General features: G+C 33.0%; 23 protein-coding genes and 1 tRNA gene. 9 read left to right on the top strand and 15 right to left on the bottom strand.

Going from position 1 to position 21,526, the window contains the following annotated elements; all coding sequences use genetic code 11:
- Positions 1-77 precede the first annotated feature (77 nt).
- The 12 genes from AC1RRN_RS03965 to hisS form a co-directional block, all read right to left on the bottom strand.
- Positions 78-608 (bottom strand): GNAT family N-acetyltransferase, encoded by a 531-nt coding sequence (locus tag AC1RRN_RS03965; protein ID WP_492966063.1) that lies wholly within the window; start codon positions 606-608, stop codon positions 78-80.
- Positions 592-1,419 carry a Cof-type HAD-IIB family hydrolase gene (locus AC1RRN_RS03960; protein WP_492966062.1) on the bottom strand — a complete coding sequence of 276 codons (828 nt, stop codon included), beginning with the start codon at positions 1,417-1,419 and terminating at the stop codon, positions 592-594. Before AC1RRN_RS03960 ends, AC1RRN_RS03965 begins: the two co-directional genes overlap by 17 nt.
- Before the next feature lie 104 nt (positions 1,420-1,523).
- Positions 1,524-1,742 carry a putative signal transducing protein gene (locus tag AC1RRN_RS03955; RefSeq protein ID WP_492966061.1) on the bottom strand — a complete coding sequence of 73 codons (219 nt, stop codon included), beginning with the start codon at positions 1,740-1,742 and terminating at the stop codon, positions 1,524-1,526.
- Positions 1,743-1,772: 30 nt separating this feature from the next.
- Entirely contained in the window at positions 1,773-2,483 is a 711-nt protein-coding gene (locus AC1RRN_RS03950; RefSeq protein WP_492966060.1) for an alpha/beta hydrolase, read from the bottom strand.
- Between the two features lie 124 nt (positions 2,484-2,607).
- Positions 2,608-3,276 (bottom strand): DEAD/DEAH box helicase, encoded by a 669-nt coding sequence (locus AC1RRN_RS03945; protein WP_492966059.1) that lies wholly within the window; start codon positions 3,274-3,276, stop codon positions 2,608-2,610.
- Between the two features lie 148 nt (positions 3,277-3,424).
- Positions 3,425-4,588, bottom strand: coding sequence for a sigma-54-dependent transcriptional regulator (locus tag AC1RRN_RS03940; protein WP_492966058.1), 1,164 nt, complete (start codon positions 4,586-4,588; stop codon positions 3,425-3,427).
- Positions 4,589-4,790: 202 nt separating this feature from the next.
- Entirely contained in the window at positions 4,791-6,107 is a 1,317-nt protein-coding gene (locus tag AC1RRN_RS03935; protein ID WP_492966057.1) for an ABC transporter permease, read from the bottom strand.
- Positions 6,108-6,186: 79 nt separating this feature from the next.
- A complete protein-coding gene (locus tag AC1RRN_RS03930; RefSeq protein WP_492966056.1) occupies positions 6,187-7,116 on the bottom strand; it encodes an ABC transporter ATP-binding protein in 930 nt (309 codons plus the stop codon).
- Positions 7,117-7,278: 162 nt separating this feature from the next.
- A complete protein-coding gene (gene dnaJ / locus AC1RRN_RS03925; RefSeq protein WP_492966055.1) occupies positions 7,279-8,388 on the bottom strand; it encodes a molecular chaperone DnaJ in 1,110 nt (369 codons plus the stop codon).
- Between the two features lie 78 nt (positions 8,389-8,466).
- On the bottom strand, positions 8,467-9,045 hold the full coding sequence (locus AC1RRN_RS03920; RefSeq protein WP_155104339.1) for a nucleotide exchange factor GrpE: 579 nt from the start codon (positions 9,043-9,045) through the stop codon (positions 8,467-8,469).
- Between the two features lie 336 nt (positions 9,046-9,381).
- A tRNA-Trp gene (locus AC1RRN_RS03915) sits at positions 9,382-9,452 on the bottom strand.
- Positions 9,453-9,572: 120 nt separating this feature from the next.
- Positions 9,573-11,000, bottom strand: a complete 1,428-nt coding sequence (hisS, locus tag AC1RRN_RS03910) for a histidine--tRNA ligase (RefSeq protein ID WP_492966054.1) — start codon at positions 10,998-11,000, stop codon at positions 9,573-9,575.
- A 191-nt stretch (positions 11,001-11,191) separates the two neighbouring features.
- Here hisS and AC1RRN_RS03905 point away from each other — a divergent pair, with 191 nt between their 5' ends.
- On the top strand, positions 11,192-12,436 hold the full coding sequence (locus AC1RRN_RS03905; RefSeq protein ID WP_492966053.1) for an ABC transporter permease: 1,245 nt from the start codon (positions 11,192-11,194) through the stop codon (positions 12,434-12,436).
- 254 nt (positions 12,437-12,690) lie between these two features.
- Here AC1RRN_RS03905 and prmC read toward each other — a convergent pair whose 3' ends face one another.
- Positions 12,691-13,557, bottom strand: coding sequence for a peptide chain release factor N(5)-glutamine methyltransferase (prmC, locus tag AC1RRN_RS03900; protein ID WP_492966052.1), 867 nt, complete (start codon positions 13,555-13,557; stop codon positions 12,691-12,693).
- An 83-nt stretch (positions 13,558-13,640) separates the two neighbouring features.
- On the bottom strand, positions 13,641-14,126 hold the full coding sequence (locus AC1RRN_RS03895) for a GNAT family N-acetyltransferase (protein WP_492966051.1): 486 nt from the start codon (positions 14,124-14,126) through the stop codon (positions 13,641-13,643).
- A 109-nt stretch (positions 14,127-14,235) separates the two neighbouring features.
- On the opposite strand from AC1RRN_RS03895, the gene ribD reads away from it, so the two are divergent.
- From ribD to AC1RRN_RS03880, 3 genes are read left to right on the top strand one after another with little or no spacing between them, the layout of a single operon-like run.
- Positions 14,236-15,285 carry a bifunctional diaminohydroxyphosphoribosylaminopyrimidine deaminase/5-amino-6-(5-phosphoribosylamino)uracil reductase RibD gene (gene ribD / locus AC1RRN_RS03890; RefSeq protein WP_492966050.1) on the top strand — a complete coding sequence of 350 codons (1,050 nt, stop codon included), beginning with the start codon at positions 14,236-14,238 and terminating at the stop codon, positions 15,283-15,285.
- Positions 15,278-15,880 (top strand): HAD family hydrolase, encoded by a 603-nt coding sequence (locus AC1RRN_RS03885; RefSeq protein ID WP_492966049.1) that lies wholly within the window; start codon positions 15,278-15,280, stop codon positions 15,878-15,880. The genes ribD and AC1RRN_RS03885 overlap by 8 nt, the downstream gene beginning before the upstream one ends.
- A gap of 10 nt (positions 15,881-15,890) precedes the next feature.
- Positions 15,891-16,523: an IMPACT family protein gene (locus AC1RRN_RS03880; RefSeq protein WP_492966048.1), complete on the top strand. Its 633-nt coding sequence runs from the start codon at positions 15,891-15,893 to the stop codon at positions 16,521-16,523.
- 31 nt (positions 16,524-16,554) lie between these two features.
- Here the strand turns inward: AC1RRN_RS03880 and AC1RRN_RS03875 are convergent, their stop codons facing one another.
- Positions 16,555-16,959: an acyl-CoA thioesterase gene (locus tag AC1RRN_RS03875; protein ID WP_492966047.1), complete on the bottom strand. Its 405-nt coding sequence runs from the start codon at positions 16,957-16,959 to the stop codon at positions 16,555-16,557.
- Positions 16,960-17,146: 187 nt separating this feature from the next.
- Between AC1RRN_RS03875 and dnaA the strand changes: the two genes are divergently transcribed.
- The 5 genes from dnaA (at position 17,147) to AC1RRN_RS03850 (ending at position 21,472) form a co-directional block, all read left to right on the top strand.
- Positions 17,147-18,574 carry a chromosomal replication initiator protein DnaA gene (dnaA, locus tag AC1RRN_RS03870; RefSeq protein WP_072973220.1) on the top strand — a complete coding sequence of 476 codons (1,428 nt, stop codon included), beginning with the start codon at positions 17,147-17,149 and terminating at the stop codon, positions 18,572-18,574.
- A gap of 9 nt (positions 18,575-18,583) precedes the next feature.
- Positions 18,584-19,051: a low molecular weight protein-tyrosine-phosphatase gene (locus tag AC1RRN_RS03865; protein ID WP_492966046.1), complete on the top strand. Its 468-nt coding sequence runs from the start codon at positions 18,584-18,586 to the stop codon at positions 19,049-19,051.
- A 72-nt stretch (positions 19,052-19,123) separates the two neighbouring features.
- A complete protein-coding gene (locus AC1RRN_RS03860) occupies positions 19,124-19,837 on the top strand; it encodes an SAM-dependent methyltransferase (protein WP_492966045.1) in 714 nt (237 codons plus the stop codon).
- A gap of 21 nt (positions 19,838-19,858) precedes the next feature.
- Positions 19,859-20,293: an energy transducer TonB gene (locus AC1RRN_RS03855; protein ID WP_492966044.1), complete on the top strand. Its 435-nt coding sequence runs from the start codon at positions 19,859-19,861 to the stop codon at positions 20,291-20,293.
- Positions 20,294-20,344: 51 nt separating this feature from the next.
- Positions 20,345-21,472 (top strand): methionine aminotransferase, encoded by a 1,128-nt coding sequence (locus tag AC1RRN_RS03850; RefSeq protein WP_492966043.1) that lies wholly within the window; start codon positions 20,345-20,347, stop codon positions 21,470-21,472.
- Positions 21,473-21,526 lie beyond the last annotated feature (54 nt).

Here is a 21,526-nt window from a genome sequence, read left to right as displayed (position 1 = left end):
AATTACGAGTTGTTTTCCAAATCTTTGCATACCTTTATGAGGAAAGTTTACAAAGATTTGGGACGCATTTCTCTGTATTAAAATAAATTTGGATTTTTCAATTCGTACCAAACTTCCAGTTCTTCTTCGTATTCAAACGAATTGATGTATTTCAAACCTAGTTTTTCGAGAATTCTTCTTGAATTTTCATTTCCTGCATCTGCGTAAGCATAGACAGCGTCAACATTCATTTCATTAAAAGCATAATCTATAAAGGCTTTCCCTGCCTCGGTAGCATATCCTTTTCCCCAATGTTTTTCTATAAAACGATATCCAATTTCATAGAAATTTTGATGATTGTTGATTTTATCCGTGATAAACTTTATTCCGGACCAACCTAAAAATTCATTGGTTTCTTTAAGAACAACTGCCCAACGTCCAATTCCAAAAGTTGTATATTGTTTTTGAATATTTTTAATTTGATCAATACTCTCGTCAATATGTTTTACAGGTTTATTTCCCAGAAATAAATGCACATTCGGATTTGAATCCAATTCAAACATTCCATCTGCATCAGAAAGTTCCAGCTCTCTCAAAAGCAGACGTTCCGTTTCAATTGATTTCTTCATAAACAAAATTATTTAAGATGTAACGCTGAACAACTTCAGCAACACCATTGTCATTATTTGATGCTACAATTACATTAGCCCTGTCACGCAATTCTGGTGTTACATTATCAACCCAAACCCCTAAACCGGCATATTCAATCATCGTTAAATCATTTCCTGCATTTCCGACAGCAATAATTTCACTTTGGTGAATATTTAATTTCTCTGCTAATATTTTTATACTTGCTGCTTTATCGATTCCGTTTTGAGCCGCTTCCAGGAAAAATGGTTTTGACATCGCTATACTTAAATGAGACATTGCTAATTTCAAATCCTGTTCTAGCTCTTTTAAATAAGAAGGCTCTGCCAATAAAATACATTTTACTGCAGGTTTGGAAACCGCCTCTTTAAAACTAGGAACTTTAACATGTGCGAGTCCTGTTATTTCTTTTTCAATTTCTATGTATTCAGAATCCGTTTCGCTGATAATTTCATTATCCAGATACGTTATAATATGTGTATTCATTTTCACACTATAATCGTATAATTCGTGAATTTGCTCTACAGTCAATTTTTGTTCAAATAAAACAAGATCGTCTTTTACGGTACTAATTATAGCGCCATTAAAGGAAATAATGTAAGAATCATTTAAATCTAATTCCAGTTCTTTCGCATAAGCTGTCATAGCTGATGTTGGTCGGCCTGAAGCCAAAACCACATAAACACCTTTTGCCTGAGCTTCAAGAAGTACTTTTTTATTTAATTCCGAAATTTTATGATCGTCTGTCAACAAGGTATCATCCATGTCGAGCACCAGCATTTTATATTGCATATTTTTTTTACTTCTCAGTATTCAGTATCTAGTATTCAGTCGCAGTTTACAATTACAGCATCAAACTGTGACTGAATACTAGATACTGAACACTGAATACTTTTTTATATACTCATTCTGAAATCTTCAATCACCGGATTTGCTTTTGCAAAATCAGTTTCCTGAATGAAAACTTCAATAGCCAAATCTGTTCCGCCAAAACCTCCTAAACGAGCAGATTGAATATTATCTTTTTTTACAGTTTCTACTCCCGCTTCTTCTAATCTTTCTTGCAAAGCAATTGCTAAAACTTCACTTCCTGAAAACACCTTCATTAATCCCATGACATTTTATTTTTTATTGTTTATATATTTTTATTCTAATATTATTTTTAACTGATTCTGAAAATCATTATTCTCATTCATACCAATATGTTCCTGATCATTTAAAAGATAAACTTGTCCATTTGATTTTATTATTTTACTCAGCCTAACTGAATTTTCATAAGGAATTAATTGATCTTTTTTTCCATGAAAAATATAAATTGGAGCTTTAATTTTTGGAAGATATTCGAAAGTTTCTAATTGAAATTTCTTCATGAAATCAGGAAAAAACGGAACTCTGCCAGTAGATAATTCTGTAAAACTATAATATGGAGATTGCAAGATCAAAGCTTTTGGTTTATTTTCGGAAGCCAAAATTGCGGCAAATCCTGAACCAATCGAATAACCTGTAATAATGATTTTATTTTCTGAATATCGCTTATTTAATGTTCTATAAACAATAGCAATATCTTTATTTAACTGTTCTTCATTTTCAATTTCTCCTTCACTTTTTCCAAAACTTCGATAATCTAAAATAAAAATATCATAACCTAAATTAGTATATGTTTTTGCTATTTTACCCCAAGTTTCAAGTGTTCCCGCATTTCCATGGAGATAAAAAATCAATCCTTTGGATTTATCTGCTTTAAATAAAAGTCCATTTAGGTTTACGCCGTCAAAAGATTTAATATTTATCTCTTCAAACTTTGATTGATAATCAAACTGATATTCTTTTGAAAGTGAAGCACTTTGAAAGATCATTTCCACTTGATTGAAATATACATAAGAAATTATAATCACATAAATTACAGCGAAAAACGCTAAAAGTATAATCGCTAAAAATCTAAGTGTTTTTATCATTTCCATAGGAGTCTTTCAGAAAGCTTTATTCTTCCTCCTCTTCAATTCCATCCTCTTCTTCGTCCAGTTCCTCTTCTCCTTCTTCATCCATATCAAAGAAATAAGGTTCTAGCAAGAATTTATCAGCCAGAATTTCGATACGTTCTGTCAATATTTCAGCAAAAATAATACGTTGTGTTTTGGCAATACTGTTCGAAATACGCATGATTTTAGTTTCATTACGCAATCTCAAAATAGGATCTGCATCATCCAAAATCAACATTTTTAAGCGATTTACGTTGTAACCAGCAGTGGTAAACATATCACTCAATTTGTTTGGCGTTCCAATTAAAACATCGATTCCGGTTGAAATATAGTTTTTATCGTAGTCCATATCGCCTTTGTCATGAACTCCGTAAACTTCAAGATTGGTATATTTTCCGTATTTCTCGAAAAGAGATTCCATTGCCAACACTTTTTCTTTGTCTTCTACAATAATCAAAGCGCGTGGCGATTCTTCATTTTTCCCTGCTAATTGCTGAATCACATTCAATACAATCGTAGTCGACTTTCCAGTTCCTTTTGGCGAAATAATCATACAGTCCGCACCACTTTTAATGGTTGAAAAAGTTTCCATCTGCAAGACATTTGCTTCTGTCAAACCGTTTTCAATTAAGCCGTCTTGTAACTTCTCGTTTATTTTTTTTAGTTTCATTTTTTTATGCTTTAGGCTTTAAGCTATAGGCTATAAAGCTAAAATAGTATTATTTTTAACGCTCTAGGCAATAAGCCATAGGCAAAAAACTTTTGAATTATCGCTGAAAAGCTTACAGCTTATTGCTTATAGCCTACAGCGCGAAGCATTATTTGCTTGCAAACATTTTTACATCGTTTTCAGAAATTTCTGTTCCTCCTAAAATAATCAATCTTTCGACTACATTTCTAAGTTCACGTATATTTCCTGTCCAATCGTATTCTTGTAATAATTTTATGGCGGACTGTGAAAACACTTTAACAACATTTCCCTGTTCCGAAGCAATTTTCTCAGCAAAGTGTCTTATCAAAGCCGGAATATCATCTCGTCTTTCATTCAATGGCGGAACTTTAATCAAAATCACAGCCAAACGATGGTATAAATCTTCACGGAAACGACCTTCGGCAATTTCTGTTTTTAAATCTTTATTCGTCGCCGCAACTACACGCACGTCAACTTTTATATCTTTTTCTGCTCCAACTCTCGTAATCATACTTTCTTGTAAAGCACGTAACACTTTGGCTTGCGCCGAAAGGCTCATATCTCCAATTTCATCCAGAAAAATAGTTCCTTTGTCTGCTGCTTCAAATTTTCCGGCGCGATCTTTCACTGCTGATGTAAAAGCTCCTTTTACGTGACCAAACAATTCACTTTCGATCAATTCACTCGGAATCGCAGCACAGTTTACTTCTATTAAAGGAAAATTAGCACGCTCGCTTTTTTCGTGCAACTGATGCGCAACTAATTCTTTTCCGGTTCCATTTGGACCAGTAATTAAAACTCTGGCTTCAGTTTGTGCAACTTTATCAATCATCAATTTAATATGACTGATGGCTTCACTCTCCCCTACCATTTCATAGTTTTTACTAACTTTTTTCTTCAGAATTTTATTCTCAACTACAAGTTGTTTTTTATCTAAAGCATTACGAACCGTATTTAATAAACGATTTAAATCTGGCGGTTTTGAAATGTAATCAAAAGCGCCCAAACGCATCGTATGAATGGCTGTTTCCATATCGCCATGACCTGAAATCATAACCATTGGAATTTCCGGTTTTATCTTTTTTACTTCTTCTAAAACCTCAACACCATCCATTTTTGGCATTTTGATATCACACAAAACCAAATCGTAATCGTTGTTTTTTATTTTCTCAAGTCCCGCAGCACCATCTTCAGCTTCATCAACCTGATAAGTATCATTTTCTTCTGATAATATTTTTACCAAAACTCTTCTGATCGCTGCTTCGTCTTCGACAATTAGTATTTTACTCATTCTTTTTGAGGTTCAAAGATTCAAAGGTTCAGAGGTACAAAGGTTAAAATCTTTGCCACCATAAACTTATTGAAACTACGTTATTTTATAATTTATGCTCTTTGTATAATTGCCTATGCTATTTTGGTCAAAATTACAAAAGTTAATATGTTCAAAAAAACCTTTGTCCCTTTGCACCTCTGAACCTTTGTAACTATACAAACTAATACTTCAGCCATCTATACAATTCTTTCCAGGTTGGCTTTTTGCCGTACATTAAAATACCTACACGATAAATTTTTGCAGCAAACCAAACTACAAGGAAAAAGGTAGCAAACAATAATGATACCGAAATCGCAATTTGCCACCACGGCACGCCAAACGGAATACGCATTAACATAACAATTGGCGATGTTAACGGAATCATTGAAAACACTACAGCAACGGTTCCGTGTGGATCATTTACTACTGTAAAAAATCCTATGTAAACGCTCAAAATAAGCGGCATAATAATAGGCAAAAGAAATTGTTGCGAATCGGTTTGATTGTCGACTGCTGCGCCAATTGCTGCATAAAACGAGCTGTACAAAAAGTAACCACCGATAAAATAAACCACAAAACTAATCAGAATACTAGCAATAGGTAAATTCCATGCTTCGTTTAGTCCCATTTGTACTATTCCCGAAAAATCATGTTGCGTTGATTGCATTAATGCGGGCGGAATATTAGATCCAGGTCCAACATTTACAGCAAAAAATGCTGAGGCTGCAAACATTAATCCGAGTCCAATGATGGCCCAAATCATAAATTGTAATATTCCCGCAAGTGAAGTTCCAACAATTTTACCAATCATTAGTTGAAATGGCTTTACTGATGAAATTATGATTTCGATAATTCGGTTTGTTTTTTCTTCAATTACACTTCGCATTACCATGTTTCCGTAAATGATAATAAACATCATAATCAAATATCCGAATGCACCGCCGATACCAATTTTAATTTCGTTCAATCCTTTCAAACTTTCTTCACCGGATGCTTTTGCCAAATGAATATTGACTTCAGCCTGCGCTTTTTGAATTGCAAGCGTATCTAATTTAGCTTTTTCCAGATTTAGTTTTGTAATTTTTCCGGCAATAATATCCTGTGTGTTTTCGATAAAAGAAATACTTGGACTATTATTCGAAATGAATTCTACTTTACTTTCTAAATCTTTTAAATTATTTGTTTTCGGAATAACAATCAGACCGCTAAAATCTTCTTTGGCAATACTGTCTTTTAATGCTTTTGTATCTATTTCAGACAGATTCAGATATTTATATTCGGCATCTTTTTTATTCTGTTTTACAAAATCATCTGCAAATAAACCCGTTTCATCATGAATAGCAATTCGTTTAGTATCTGCTTTCATCGAACTCAAATACCCAATAAACACAGCAATTGCCACAAACAAAAGCGGACTCAAAAAAGTCATGACAACAAAAGACTTATTGCGCACTTTTGCAATGAATTCTCTTTTTATAATTAATGAAATTATACTCATTCTTAATTTTAGATTTTAGATTGTTGACTTTAGATTTTTAGATTTCAGATTTTTCACTCTAAAATCTAAAATCTGAAATCTAAACTTTATTTTCAGTAACTGTTTGAATAAAAATATCGTTTACACTTGGAATTTTTTCTACAAAATGCGTCACTTGTCCGCGCTGTGTTAAAATATGCAATAATTCATTTGGAGCAGCATCTCCAATCTGGATATTTAATTTCAAATCATCATTTAACGATTTAAAATTTGCAGGCGAAACAGTAAATTTCTGTGTAATGTCATACATCAGACCTTCAACATTGCTTGTGAGAATTCCAACTTCAAAACTGTTAGTTTTAAACTGACGTTTTACATCGCTCAGTTTTCCTTCAATTAATTTATTAGATTTATGAATCAAAGCAATATGATCACAAAGTTCCTCCACACTTTCCATTCTGTGTGTCGAAAAAATAATGGTTGCACCTTGTTCTTTCAATGCTAAAATTTCATCTTTTATAACATTAGCATTTACGGGGTCAAAACCAGAAAAAGGCTCGTCAAAAATCAGCAATTTCGGTTTGTGCAAAACACAAACTACAAACTGAATTTTTTGTGCCATTCCTTTTGAAAGTTCCTGAATTTTTTTGTTCCACCAACCCTGAATTCCCAAACGATCAAACCAATATTCCAATTGTATTTTTGCCTCTGCTTTAGAAAGTCCTTTCATCTGTGCCAAATACAAACATTGTTCTCCTACTTTCATTGAAGTATACAAACCTCTTTCTTCAGGAAGATAACCAATAGTCTGTACATGTTTGGGCTGCAATTTCTCTCCATCTAAAATAACTTCACCGCTGTCTGGAAGTGTAATTTGATTGATGATTCGGATAAGGGAAGTTTTTCCAGCTCCATTCGGACCTAATAATCCGTAAATACTACCTTTTGGTACATTTAATGAAACTTCGTTAAGCGCTACATAATCACCGTATTGTTTTACGACTTTATGTACTTCGAGTAAGTTGCTCATGCGATTTTTTAGATTTTCTGCGTCAATTTGACCATTGTTGCTTTGCGCCTGTAAAAGTAAATAATTCACACCGAATCTGAGTACTAATACACAAAAAACCCATCCTAAATTTATGTTAGAATGGGTTTTATATTTATTTAAACATTTCTAAAAAAGCTTAGCTTATGAAAACATATCTTTTACTTTTTCAAAAAATGATTTTTCTGATTTTTCCGGACTCGGAACAAAATGTTCGTCGTTTAAAGCATTTTCAAAAAATTGTTTTTGCTCTTTATTCAACGTTTTTGGTGTCCAAACGTTTACGTGAACCAATAAATCCCCGCTTCCGTAACCGTTGATACTTGGAATACCTTTACCTTTTAATCTTAAAATTTTCCCGGATTGAATTCCTTCTTCAAGTTTAATACGAACTTTTCCGTTGATTGCTTCGATATCTTTAGAAACTCCCAGAACTGCTTCTGGAAAACTAATATATAAATCAAAGTGAATGTTTTCACCTTCACGTTTCAGGAATTCGTGTTCTAATTCTTCGATGGCAACAATTAAATCACCTGGAACGCTATTTCCAGGAGCATCGTTTCCTTTATTAGAAACTTTTAATTGCATTCCGTCAACAACTCCCGCAGGAATTTTGATAGAAACTGTTTCATCTTCTAAAACCATTCCCTGAGCATCAGCTTCAGAAGGTCTTTTATCTAAAATTTGTCCAGAACCACCACAAGTCGGGCAAGTAGATGCAGATTGCATTCTTCCTAAAATAGTGTTGGTTACACGCATTACCTGTCCCTGACCATTACAAGTCGAACACGTTTTGTAGGTAACACCTTTAGCCTGAACTTTACGTTTTACTTTTACTTTTTTCTCAACACCATTTGCAATTTCTTCTAAAGTCAATTTAACTTTAATTCGAAGATTACTTCCTTTAGCGCGACGAGGACCGCCTCCGCCTCCACCGAAGCCGCCAAATCCTCCACCAAAAATATCACCAAACTGGCTGAAAATGTCATCCATATTCATACCACCGTGGCCACCACCAAATCCGCCAGAACCATCAAATGCTTGATGTCCGTATTGATCGTATTTCGCTTTTTTCTGTGGATCACTTAAAACTTCATAAGCTTCTGCCGCAAGTTTAAAGTTTTCTTCTGCCTCTTTGTCGCCTGGATTTTTATCAGGGTGGTATTTTAAAGCACTTTTTCGGTAAGCTTTTTTAATTTCGGCAGCGTCAGCATTTTTTGAAATGCCTAGTATTTCGTAAAAATCTTTTTTCATAATTAGGTTTAAATTCCAAACTATAAATTCCAAATTCCAATACTTAAGAAATTGGCATTTAGAATTTTATTTGCATTTTTAGTTTCCGATAACCACTTTAGGGAAACGAATAATTTTGTCTCCTAATTTGTATCCTTTTTCAATAACATCAACAATTTTACCTTTCAATTTATCAGAGGGTGCAGGAATTTGAGTAATTGCTTCAGCAAAGTCAGCATTAAAAGCATCACCTGCTCTTACTTCAACTTGCTCTAAACCTTTAGAAACTAAAGTACTTTTTAGTTTTTCATGAATTAACTCAACTCCTTTTTTCAAGTTTTCATCATCTGACTTGTTGATCTCTACAGTCGCTCTGTCAAAATCGTCTAAAACAGGAAGCATTGCTAACAAAACTTCTTGATTTGCAGTTTTAAACAAATCGATACGTTCTTTTGAAGTTCTTTTTTTGTAATTTTCAAATTCGGCAAATAATCTCAAAAATTTATCTTTTTCTTTTGCCAAGTCATGAGCCAATTGCTCTTCAACACTTAATTCTTCAACAATTAATTGCTCACCGTTGGCATTGTTCTCTAACGTTACATCATCTAATTCCTGATCGAATTCTGTATTTTCCGTAGTCATATTACTTTTATTTTTAAAAATATTTTTAAACTTCATTTTTATTCTTTTTGTTGGATTGCAAAAGTACTGCCAAATCTTGAAAAATGTCAAATTGTCACTTTATTAAAACTGAACCTTTTAAAGCACCAAATGTAGGATAAAAAATTTAGTATAATTTTAAGACTATTACGATATAGTTTATAGTATATTTGAATTCCAAAATGAAAACTAAAATTATTACCTATCAAAATTGAATTTAAGGGTTGGCTTCGGCCTCATAAATAATTATTAATTCAAGTTTACCTTATATTAAAAAAAAGCTTCGCCTTTATAGAGACGAAGCTTTTTTTATGTGTTTAGTATAGCCCGAAAGCCTATGATATATTTTTATTGCACGGGCGGAGGGATTCGAACCCCCATCAACGGTTTTGGAGACCGCTATTCTACCCTTGAACTACGCCCGTAACTTAAGGTCGGCAAATTAAAAGTTTTTTTTCTTCTCCAGCAACTATTTCAGGCAGAGATTTGAAAAGAAAATCCTTTTAATCTCGGGGCTCAGAAGCAAAAACCTTCGCTTCAGACAGTTAACCTAACAACGCATTCTTCAATCCTTCAAAATCAACTGTAACCTGCTCACCTGTCACTAAATTTTTAAGTGCATACGAATTTGAAGCAATTTCCTGATCGCCCGCAATTACTGCAAACGGAATCAAACGTTTATCAGCATATTGAAACTGTTTCCCAACTTTTACATTGTCCGGATATAATTCTACTTTTATATTTTCTTTTCTCAATTTCTGAATCGCCTGCGAAGCATACAAAGCCTCAGCATCTCCATAATTAATAAATAACGCTTTTGATGTTGCCGCAACAGTTTCTGGGAATAATTGCAATTCTTCCAAAACCAGATAAATTCGGTCTAAGCCAAAAGAAATCCCGACACCACTCATATTTTTCAAACCAAAAATACCAGTCAAATCGTCGTATCTTCCGCCACCACCGATAGAACCCATCGAAACGCTTTTTGGTGCAGCTACTTCAAAAATAGCACCTGTATAATAATTCAATCCGCGCGCTAATGTCACATCAAGATCTAATGTCGCAGTCGACAATCCTAAAGTAGCCACATTGTCACAAATAAATTTTAACTCCTGTACCCCTTTCATTCCTTCTTCTGACGAAGCTAATAGCTCTGAAAGCTGTTTTATTTTATCTGCAAAAGTTCCCGAAAAACTAAAAAGCGGCTGTACTTTCACTAAAGCTTCTTCTGAAATACCTTTTTCGATCATTTCTTTTTTTACTCCGTCTTCACCAATTTTATCCAACTTATCCAAAGCAACAGTAAAATCAATCAATTTATCTGAAGCGCCAATTACTTCAGCAATTCCTGATAATATTTTTCTGTTATTGATTTTGATGGTAACACCTTCCAATCCTAAAGAGGTAAAAACAGTATCGTATAACTGAACCAATTCTACTTCCTGCCAAAGTGATTTTGAACCTACAACATCGGCATCACATTGATAAAATTCTCTGTAACGTCCTCTTTGTGGGCGGTCAGCTCTCCAAACGGGTTGAATCTGATATCTTTTAAATGGGAATTCAATTTCGTTTTGGTGCTGTACCACATATCTTGCAAACGGAACTGTTAAATCATAACGCAACGCTTTTTCCGAAATTTTTCCGGTAAATTTATTCAGCTCAATTCTTTGGTTCAAATCAATTGTTTCGGCCGAATTAACTTGCAGCGATTCTATAGATTCCGGCAATTCAATTTTATTTTTATTGAAGAAAAAATTACCCGAATTCAATATTTTAAAAATCAAACGATCTCCTTCTTCTCCATATTTCCCCATTAAGGTATCTGAATTTTCAAAAGACGGAGTTTCAATCGGTTGAAAACCAAATTTTTCAAAATTATTTTTTATCGTTTGAATAATATATTGACGTTTTGACACCTCTGCAGGTGAAAAATCTCTTGTTCCTTGTGGTATGCTTGGTTTTGAAGCCATCTTATTTATTTTAGATTTCTGATTTTAGATTTTAGATTTTAGATTTGGCTTAAAGCCGAAAATTTAAAACCTTCGAAGATTATTTGGATTCTTATCCTAAATCGCCTGCAAATATCTTATTTTTTAAAATAAATATTGGCAGTTCGAAAACAAACTTGTAACAAAAAACGTATTTTCGTGTCAAATTGGTCATGATGCTAAAATTATTTAAAGAAAATATCCGAATTGCTTTTGGTTCCATCAAAACACAATTGCTACGAACTATTCTTACCGTATTAATCATCGCGATAGGAATTACAGCGCTTGTTGGAATCCTGACAGTAGTAACGGCTCTTGAAAATACCGTTTCTACCAATTTTGCTTCTATGGGAGCCAATACCTTCAATATCAATCAATACGAAAATAACGTTAAAAATCGTGGTGGAAATAAACGCGAAATTATAAATCCGATTATTTCATACCCGGAAGCAGTTGCCTTCAAAAACAAATACAAATACCCTTTTACCGAAACTTCTCTTTCATTTACTGCAACTTCAACAGCAGAAGTAAAATATTTAGATCAAAAAACAGATCCGGAAATTAAAGTGCTGGGTGTCGACGAACATTTTATAAGCAATTCTGGTTTAGAAATAAATTTAGGTCGTTCTTTCAATCAATTTGACATTGAAAACAATACGTATTCCTGCATTGTAGGTTCTGATTTTGAAAAAGGATTACTAAAAGATGTCAACCCAATTGATAAAGTAATTTCGATTCGTGGCGCTCGTTTTAAAGTTATTGGAGTTTTAAAAGAAAAAGGATCAACGTTTGGAAACAGTCAGGATTTACGTGTTTTAATTCCAATTCAGGTGGCACGTTCTTTATTTACCGCTCCAAATATCAATTATACAATGAGTGTAATGGTTTCTAAAAAAGAACTTTTAGACGAAGCTGTTGACAACGCTACAAGTACCATGCGAAGAGTACGTAAATTGAGTCCGGTTCGTGATAATAATTTCGGTATTGGCCGAAGCGACGATTTAATTAACCGAATTCTTGGAATTACAAAATATTTAGGATGGGCTTCCTGGATTATCAGTATTATTACAATTCTGGGATCGTCTATCGCTCTTATGAACATTATGATTGTTTCGGTTACAGAACGTACCCGCGAAATTGGGGTTCGTAAAGCTTTAGGTGCCACTAAAGTCACCATTTCAGTTCAGTTTTTTATTGAAACTTTATTGATCGGGCAAATTGGAGGTATGGTTGGTATAGTATTAGGAATTTTAATCGGTTTTGCTTTTGCAGCTGCAATGAGTTTTGCTTTTGTAATTCCGTGGATGGCCATTTTTGCAGCCTTTGCAACTAGTTTTATGGTTGCGATAGTTTCCGGATTATATCCAGCTATAAAAGCTTCGCAGTTAGACCCTATTGAAGCTTTGCGTTATGAGTAGATTGTAGTTTTTAGTTTTCAGTCGCAGTTTTCAGTTACTGTACTGTAAAAATCCGATGAATTTAATAGAAGCAAAAGCGAATCTTTTCATAAGACATATTGTCCCGCTATCCGTTGCAATCTTTTGTACTGAACCCCAGTACAAAAGGATTTCCACTTCTATCGGGGCTAAATTAGAAGTTTTAAACTTTTAAGATGTTCTGCTGCAAGGTTTCCAAAACTTTGTAGATTGTTATTATTTATATGAATTTATACCTACAAGGTTTTGGAAACCTTGCAGGAAATCATACGATCATTATCGTAAATATCTTTTTTCAGTTCAATATTTTTAAAATTCATTGTTTCCAACAAATCCGTCATTTCTTTTCCTAAATACTGATTGATTTCAAAAAACAATTGCCCGTTTTCTAAAAGACTACTTTTTGCCAAAGCAGCTATTTTTCTATAAAAAATCAACGCATCGTTATCTTCTACAAAAAGTGCCAAATGTGGTTCGTAATCAAGAACATTCTTTTTGATTTCTTCTTTTTCTAAATTTCGAACATAAGGCGGATTCGAAACAATAATATCAAAACTACATGTAAGTATATCTGTTTCTAAAATATCCAAAAAGACAAAAGTCACATCAACATTATTATTTATCGCATTTCTTTTTGCCGTTTCTATCGCTTTTTTCGAAACATCAATTCCATAAACTTCAGCATTCGGAAGATTTTTTGCTAATGAAATAGCAATACAACCACTTCCCGTTCCGATATCTAAAATCTTTATTTTTTTAGTTTTATCCGTTTTAGAATTTTCATTTATAATCCATTCGACCAATTCTTCTGTTTCTGGTCGCGGAATCAAAACATTCTCATTTACTTCAAAATCCAAACCATAAAAACTTGTTTTTCCAAGTAAATACTGAATCGGAACTTCTTTTTTCAATTGACTCAACAATGAATTCCAAACCACAAAATCACTTTCTGAAAAATTCAATTCGTGATTTAAGGCCAAATCAATTTGTCTCAATTTATGCTTGTCATCTAAAATTAAATAAAAAAAACTTTCCGCTTCATACGCATCGTAAAAAGGCGATAATTCTTTTATAAATTGAGTGCGGTATTGTTTAATTTTCATTTCGGGTCTTTGAGTATTTATCTTTCGGCAAAAGCCAATTTTCTTTCAAATAAACATTGTAAAAACTAACTTATTATATTGTTTTACAAATCTTTCAACATCCAAACCGGACAAGAACTATGCCCGGTACATCCCATCGGCGCATCTAAATATTCAAAACCTGATTTTTTATATAATTTTTGAGCTGCATGCATAAATGGCATTGTCTCAATATAACATTTTTCAAAACCAAAAACTTTAGCCTGCTCCAAACATTTCTCCATCATTTTACTGCCAATTCCTAAACCTCGTGTTTCAGGCAAAAAATACATTTTTTGTAATTCGCAAATTGCAGGGTCTACATTTTCTAAAGGCGCAATTCCGCAACAGCCCACTATTTCTCCTTCATTTTCAACGACAAAATAAACCGATTGTGATTTATTGTATTCTTCAAACATCAAATCTAAATAAGGATCCTCATAGGCTGTACCTACTTTTGGAATTTCCATTTCATCAAAAACTGATCTTATTAATTTTGCAACTGCCTGATTGTCTTCTTTCTTAATTTTTCTAATAAGCCAATTTTCCATATTTTATTTATTCTTGTAATATCTACAAAAGTAAAAATAGTTTTTTGATAGTTTCTTATCATACATCAATTACTATTAGATTAAACTCAAAAATAATTACTTTTGTATCGTGAATACACATGAAAAATACATAAAACGCTGTATCGAACTTGCTAAAAATGGTTTTGGGACAACTTACCCGAATCCAATGGTAGGAAGTGTAATTGTTTATAATGACCAAATTATAGGTGAAGGATGGCATAAAAAAGCCGGAGAAGCACATGCAGAAGTCAATGCAGTTCGATCTGTAAAAGATAAATTGCTATTAAAAAAGGCAACAATCTATGTTAGTTTAGAACCTTGCAGTCATTTTGGAAAAACACCGCCTTGTTGTGATTTAATTATTGCAAACGAAATTCCTAATGTTGTTGTAGGAACAGTAGATCCAAACGAAAAAGTGGCCGGAAACGGAATCAAAAAACTAATTGCCGCCGGTGCCAATGTTACCGTAGGCGTTTTAGAAAAAGAATGCCACGAACTTAACAAACGCTTTTTTACTTTTCATAATAAGAAGAGACCTTATATTATATTAAAATGGGCCGAAAGTCAGGATGGCTTTTTGTCTACCGAAAAAGATCTTAATCAGGAACGAAAACCAGTTTGGATTACCAATACTTACTCAAGACAATTGGTTCACAAATGGCGTAGTGAAGAACAGGCAATTTTAGTCGGAACTCAAACGGTAATTGATGACAATCCGAAATTAAACGTTAGAGACTGGTCAGGAAATAATCCGGTAAGAGTTGTTTTAGATCAAAATAATCGCATTTTAAAAGAGAGTTTTATTTTTGATGACAGTGTTAAAACTATCGTGTTTACGAAATCTGAAATTAACTTTTCAGCAGAAAACACTACCTTTGAAGTAATCGATTTTAAACAAAATATAATACCGCAGATTTTAGCTATTTTGCATCAAAATCAAATTCAGTCTATTATTATTGAAGGCGGTTTGAAAACTTTACAAGCTTTTATTGACCAGAACATTTGGGATGAAGCTCGTATTTTTATTGGAAAAACAACTTTTAATAAAGGAACAAAAGCTCCGATTATACAAAAGAAAGCCACAACCAAAATCTGCATTCAAAACGACGAATTAATATACGTTAGAAATCATGATTGATACTATAATTTTTGACTTTGGAGATATTTTTATCAATTTAGATAAACAGGCTACTATTTCAGGATTGCAGAAATTAGGCATGACCGAATGGAATTCAGAATTGGATCGTTTGAATCTTTTGTTTGAAACCGGAGATATTTCGCATGATGATTTTCTGGCAGGTTTTCAAAAGGAACTCCCAAATGCTTCGATTGAAGAAATATTGGAAGCCTGGAATGCCATTCTGACCGATTTTCCTTTATACAGATTAGAATTTCTTCAAATGCTTTCAAAAAAATATCGATTGTTTTTATTGAGTAATACTGATTCTATTCATATTGAAACTTTCGAAACCAAAAGTGGCATTTCGTTTTATAGCGATTTCTACCAATGTTTTGAAAAAGTTTATTTTTCTTTTGAAATTGGAAAACGAAAACCAAATGCTGATGTTTTTCAATATTTAATCAATAAACATGAATTGTCGCCAAAACGTACTTTATTTATCGACGATAAAAAAGAAAACACAGATTCAGCTGCAGCTTTAGGTTTCAATGTATGGAATTTACAAGTAGGCAAGGAAGATGTTGTGGATTTATTTGATAAAAAAATACTTTAGAAATTTACTTTTGGAATATAACGATACCTATCAAACCATTGCTTTTGAATCTGAAGAAGTGCTTTTTAAAGAAAAAGGAAGTAAATTCTTTGGTTATGCATTTCCTATAGAAAATGAAGACGAAGTAAAACCTATTATTGAAAACTTAAAAAAACAGCATCCGCACGCGGTTCATTATTGTTATGCTTATCAATTGGGCACAGCACCAAAAATATCGTATCGCGCCAATGATGACGGCGAACCCAGCAATACAGCCGGCGCGCCTATTTATGGCCAAATTCAGTCTTTTGGGTTAACAAATGTTTTAGTAGTTGTAGTTCGAATTTTTGGAGGTGTTAAATTAGGAGTTGGCGGATTGATTGCTGCTTATAAAACAACTGCACAAATGACGCTTGAAGTTTGTGAAATTGTCGAAAAAACAATTGATGTTCATTTTTTAATCTCTTTTGATTATAAAAATATGAATAAAGTAATGCGTGTCATCAAAGAAAAAAAACTGGAAATCACTTCTCAGGAAATGGAAATTGACGAAGAATCCGGACTCCCAATTGGCAAAATAATCACAAAAACGCGAAAAAAAAATGCCGAATCTGTATTCGACATTTTTGATTTAATGTTTGAAATCGATATCAAAATTATATAAATTGATACAAAAACGCACTGCATTTTAACAATTATACAAGCGTTTTAAATAATTCTAAAATATAATCCGGAGGGGCAGTTGGACGACCTGATTTTAACGAAATAAATACTAAAATAAACACCGCCGTTGTTAATAACTCATTCGCTTCGTTAAAGATCGCACAGTCAAATTCAATCTTAACAGATGTTTGACTTTTGAAAGTAGTGTGAATCGTAAGAAGCTCATCATAACGCGCCGATTTTTTGTAATTTATTTGCATCGAAACAATTGGTAATCCGATTCCGCTTTCTTCCATACTTTTATACGAAATCCCTTTGTCTCTAAGCCATTCCACGCGTCCGATCTCAAAATATGGCACATAATTTCCGTGATAAACGACCCCCATTTGGTCTGTTTCAGAGTAACGAACACGCACTTGCGTTTGATGATTTTTCATTATTTATTGATTAAAAAAAATTAGCTTCCAAAAGTTCACTTACAACATTTTTTTATAAAATTAGACCCCAAAATATTTTTTTTTACAGAAATTTGTTCACATATTTGTTATCCTGAAATACGGAAAAATTTTGCTCCTTTTTTATTAGGAGAATCTTTATCAATAATAAAAAAATTTATTTGAATCTATGACTAAAACTGCTCAATCGGTATGGGAAAACTGTTTGTCTTTTATAAAGGACAATATTCAAGATCAAGCCTATAAAACTTGGTTCGAACCAATCAAATCAGTTGAGCTAACCGACAACGCGTTATATATTCAAGTACCAAGTAAATTTTTCTACGAATGGCTAGAAGAACATTACGTTAAATTATTGAAAGTTGCGCTTACCAAAGAACTAGGAAAAAACGCAAAGTTACTCTATAAAATTAAAATGGAGAACACTTATGGCAATAAACAACCGTTTACCGAACAGTTGCCAAGTGCCAACAGAGTGCCAATGAAACCGCAAGAGGTTGACGCTCCGTTTAAAAACCTAAATCCTGAGCTTAAAAATCCTTTTGTAATTCCCGGAATTAGAAATTTAAAAATTGAATCGCAATTAAATGCCAACTATAGTTTTGATAATTTCTTAGAAGGAGATTCAAACCGTTTGGCACGTTCTGCAGGTATGGCTGTTGCCAATAAACCTGGAGGAACTTCATTTAATCCGTTATTGATTTTTGGTGGAGTTGGTTTAGGAAAAACACACTTAGCTCACGCAATTGGTGTTGAAGTAAAAGATAAATATCCTGAAAAGACGGTTTTATATATTTCTGCCGAAATTTTCACACAACAATATATTGATTCGGTAAAAAAGAATAATCGTAATGATTTCATCCACTTTTATCAATTAATTGACGTTTTGATTATTGATGATGTTCAGTTTTTATCTGGAAAATCAGGAACTCAGGACGTATTTTTCCATATTTTTAATTACCTGCACCAAAATGGAAAACAGGTAATTTTAACTTCGGACAAAGCTCCTGTTGACATGCAGGATATTGAGCAACGTTTATTATCTCGTTTTAAATGGGGATTATCTGCTGAGTTACATCAGCCAGATTACGAAACTCGTATTTCAATCTTAAAAAACATTTTGTACCGCGATGGTGTTGAAATGCCGGAAGACATTATTGAATATGTTGCCCGTAATATCAAAACCAATGTTCGTGAACTTGAAGGTGCGATTATTTCATTAATTGCTCAATCTTCTTTCAACAAAAAAGAAGTTACGATCGAGTTGGCCAAAAGTGTTGTAGAGAAATTTGTTAAAAACGTGAAGAGAGAAATCTCTATCGATTATATTCAAAAAATTGTGTCTGATTATTTTCAGTTGGATATTGAAACACTTCAATCTAAAACCAGAAAAAGGCACGTTGTTCAGGCGAGACAATTGGCAATGTTTTTTGCAAAGAAATTCACTAAGGCTTCTTTGGCAAACATTGGTTCACAAATTGGAGATCGCGATCACGCTACTGTATTACACGCTTGTAAAACAGTTGACAATTTAGTTTCAACAGACAAACAATTCAAAAAATTTGTCGAAGACATCAACAAAAAACTAACGCTATAAACGCGAATCATGCCAGTAAAAATTTTAATGGTTTGTTTGGGAAATATTTGCAGGTCGCCTTTAGCAGAAGGTATTTTAGCCTCTAAACTTCCTAAAGACAAATTCACAGTTGATTCAGCTGGAACTGGATCATGGCATGTAGGTCACGCACCTGATAAACGCTCTATTGCTGTTGCACAAAAAAACGGCTTATGCATTGACAATCAAAAAGGAAGACAATTTAAAACTTCTGATTTTGATGAATTCGATTATATTTATGTTATGGATAATTCGAATTACCGCGACGTCATTCATCTTGCCAAAACACCGGAACATAAAGACAAAGTCTACCTTATTTTAAACGAATTATTTCCGGGCGAAAATGTAGATGTACCAGATCCTTATTTTGGTGCTGTAAATGGTTTTGACAACGTTTACCAAATGCTAGACGAAGTTGCTGACATCATTTCTAAAAAACTTATCGAAAAACATTCTTAACTTATCTATTTTCAATTATTTGGCAACTAATAATTGAAAATATTTCATTTTATAATCTATAAAATAAATCACATGAAACTTCCAGGAAAACTATATTTAATTCCAACAACAATGGGCGAAAGCGATCCGATGGATGTTTTGCCGCAAACCGTAAAAAGAAGCATTGATTTTATAGATTATTATATTGTTGAAAATGAAAAAACAGCGAGAAAATCAATAAAAGCAGTTTCTCCTGAAAAAAAACAATCAGAACTTATTCTTTTTACCCTTAACAAAAGAACCGAGCCAAGCGAACATTTAGACTTCATCAAACCTTTATTAGAAGGAAAAAATGTGGGTTTAATGAGTGAAGCCGGCTGTCCGGGCGTTGCAGATCCTGGCGCTGTAATTGTAAAATTAGCACATGAAAAAGGAATTCAGGTTGTGCCTTTAGTTGGGCCTTCTTCTATCCTATTGGCTATGATGGCTTCTGGAATGAATGGACAAAGTTTTACCTTCAATGGATATTTGCCAATCGATAAAGACGAAAAAAAATCAGCATTGAGACATTTTGAGAAATTATCGCAGGATAAAAATCAGTCTCAAATTTTTATTGAAACACCATACAGAAACAATAAATTGGTTGAAGATATTTTGCAGATTGTAAATCCTTCAACACATTTATGCATTGCTACAGATATTACGTTACCAACAGAATTTATAAAAACAATGAAAATTTCGGATTGGAAAAAATTAAAAGTAGATTTACATAATCGACCTACTATTTTTATTATACATAAAATGTAAACTAACTTTAAAACCATCATAATGAAAAAATTCCTAATCCTAATTTTGATTTGTACTGCGCAAAGTTTTTATTCTCAGTCAAAAACAAAAAACACAAACAACAGTAATACTGAATCTTACATTCCCGTGCATCCAGTTATTGAAGATGACAATCAAGTATACAACACAGCAGGTTTAGAAGTAAAACCAGAATACCCAGGAGGAGTAGAAGCTATGAACGGGTTTATAAAACAAAATTTCAAAAGTCCAAAACCAGGCTTAAAAGGAAAGATGTATTGCACTTTTATTATTGAAAAAGATGGATCGTTAACTGATATTAAAATTTTAAGAGACCTTGGATACGAAACGGGTGCAGAAGCCATAAGAGTTTTAAAACTATTTCCAAAATGGAGTCCTGGAAAACAAAACAATAAAGTAATTCGCGTTCTCTTTTCTATACCTATGATAATAGATTAGTATTAAGTTTATTTTATTCACTCACAAGTTTCCCCTAAATCAAACTTTATCATGAGTAAACTTCCAAACGTAACCACAAGCATTTTTACGGTAATGTCAAAAATGGCAGCCGAATACAATGCAATAAATCTTTCGCAGGGATTTCCTAATTTTCCTGTCGATGAAAGATTAACGGATATTGTTGCAAAATTATCAAAAGAAAATGTGCATCAATATACGCCAATGGCTGGTTATCCCCCTTTGATGAATCAAATTGCGAAGTTAATTCAGAGTTCTTATAATAGAACAATAAATCCTGATTTTGAACTTTTGGTTACAGCTGGTGCCACGCAGGGAATTTTCACCACAATTTTAGCTTTAGTTAAAACCGGAGATGAAGTTGTCATTCTGGATCCGAGTTATGATTCTTATGAATCTCCTGTTTTATTGTGCAATGCAAAACCAATTCGGGTTGCATTAAATGACGATTATACACCAAATTGGGAAACAATCGAAAAAGCGTGTTCCTCAAAAACAAAAATGATTATCATCAATAATCCCCATAATCCTACAGGGAAGATTTTGACTGAAAATGATTTTTTAGAATTAGAAAAACTACTTTCAAAATACCCTGAAATGATCGTTTTATCTGACGAAGTTTATGAATACATTACTTTTGAAGAAAAACATATTTCGGCTCACACAAAAAACTTTCTTTTAGATCGTAGTATAATGGTTTCTTCCTTCGGAAAATCATTTCATATTACAGGCTGGAAAATTGGTTATACGATCGCGCCAGAATATCTGATGAAGGAAATCAAAAAAGTGCATCAATTTTTAGTTTTCAGTGTCAATAGTATTTCACAATTTGCGATCAGCGAATATTTAGATGTTGTTGATGTTAATTTACTTGGAAAATTCTATCAGGAGAAAAGAGATTATTTTCAAAAATTACTTCAGAATAGCCAATTCGAATTAAAACCTTGCGAAGGAACTTATTTTCAAGTGGCTTCTTATGCAAATATTTCTAACGACGACGATGTAACATTTTGTAAAAAACTAATTATAGATCATGGCGTCGCTGCAATTCCCATTTCAACTTTTTATTCAGATCATAAAGATCAAAAATTGATACGTTTTTGTTTTGCCAAAGATAATTTCACATTGGAATCAGCAGCAAAAAAATTGTGCGATATATAAAATTTATCAAAATTTTATAACATTATTATGCATGCATCCTATTTATTTAATTAA

The organism is Flavobacterium sp. GW821-FHT11G01, assembly GCF_058808175.1.
The sequence above is the reverse complement of the archived record's forward strand: the minus strand, read 5'-3'. Positions and strand labels throughout refer to the sequence as shown.

Excerpts from the sequence above, each read along its gene's own strand:
- prmC (WP_492966052.1), bottom strand. The coding sequence starts at position 13,557 with ATGAAAATTAAACAATACCGCACTCAATTTATAAAAGAATTATCGCCT.
- AC1RRN_RS03920 (WP_155104339.1), bottom strand. The coding sequence starts at position 9,045 with ATGAAGTTTAAAAATATTTTTAAAAATAAAAGTAATATGACTACGGAA.
- AC1RRN_RS03965 (WP_492966063.1), bottom strand. The coding sequence starts at position 608 with ATGAAGAAATCAATTGAAACGGAACGTCTGCTTTTGAGAGAGCTGGAA.
- AC1RRN_RS03865 (WP_492966046.1), top strand. The coding sequence starts at position 18,584 with ATGCCAGTAAAAATTTTAATGGTTTGTTTGGGAAATATTTGCAGGTCG.
- AC1RRN_RS03945 (WP_492966059.1), bottom strand. The coding sequence starts at position 3,276 with ATGAAACTAAAAAAAATAAACGAGAAGTTACAAGACGGCTTAATTGAA.
- hisS (WP_492966054.1), bottom strand. The coding sequence starts at position 11,000 with ATGGCTTCAAAACCAAGCATACCACAAGGAACAAGAGATTTTTCACCT.
- AC1RRN_RS03955 (WP_492966061.1), bottom strand. The coding sequence starts at position 1,742 with ATGGGATTAATGAAGGTGTTTTCAGGAAGTGAAGTTTTAGCAATTGCT.
- AC1RRN_RS03860 (WP_492966045.1), top strand. The coding sequence starts at position 19,124 with ATGAAACTTCCAGGAAAACTATATTTAATTCCAACAACAATGGGCGAA.
- AC1RRN_RS03950 (WP_492966060.1), bottom strand. The coding sequence starts at position 2,483 with ATGATCTTTCAAAGTGCTTCACTTTCAAAAGAATATCAGTTTGATTAT.
- AC1RRN_RS03885 (WP_492966049.1), top strand. The coding sequence starts at position 15,278 with ATGATTGATACTATAATTTTTGACTTTGGAGATATTTTTATCAATTTA.
- AC1RRN_RS03940 (WP_492966058.1), bottom strand. The coding sequence starts at position 4,588 with ATGAGTAAAATACTAATTGTCGAAGACGAAGCAGCGATCAGAAGAGTT.
- AC1RRN_RS03935 (WP_492966057.1), bottom strand. The coding sequence starts at position 6,107 with ATGAGTATAATTTCATTAATTATAAAAAGAGAATTCATTGCAAAAGTG.
- dnaJ (WP_492966055.1), bottom strand. The coding sequence starts at position 8,388 with ATGAAAAAAGATTTTTACGAAATACTAGGCATTTCAAAAAATGCTGAC.
- AC1RRN_RS03905 (WP_492966053.1), top strand. The coding sequence starts at position 11,192 with ATGATGCTAAAATTATTTAAAGAAAATATCCGAATTGCTTTTGGTTCC.
- AC1RRN_RS03960 (WP_492966062.1), bottom strand. The coding sequence starts at position 1,419 with ATGCAATATAAAATGCTGGTGCTCGACATGGATGATACCTTGTTGACA.
- AC1RRN_RS03875 (WP_492966047.1), bottom strand. The coding sequence starts at position 16,959 with ATGAAAAATCATCAAACGCAAGTGCGTGTTCGTTACTCTGAAACAGAC.
- AC1RRN_RS03930 (WP_492966056.1), bottom strand. The coding sequence starts at position 7,116 with ATGAGCAACTTACTCGAAGTACATAAAGTCGTAAAACAATACGGTGAT.
- dnaA (WP_072973220.1), top strand. The coding sequence starts at position 17,147 with ATGACTAAAACTGCTCAATCGGTATGGGAAAACTGTTTGTCTTTTATA.
- AC1RRN_RS03895 (WP_492966051.1), bottom strand. The coding sequence starts at position 14,126 with ATGGAAAATTGGCTTATTAGAAAAATTAAGAAAGAAGACAATCAGGCA.
- AC1RRN_RS03855 (WP_492966044.1), top strand. The coding sequence starts at position 19,859 with ATGAAAAAATTCCTAATCCTAATTTTGATTTGTACTGCGCAAAGTTTT.
- AC1RRN_RS03850 (WP_492966043.1), top strand. The coding sequence starts at position 20,345 with ATGAGTAAACTTCCAAACGTAACCACAAGCATTTTTACGGTAATGTCA.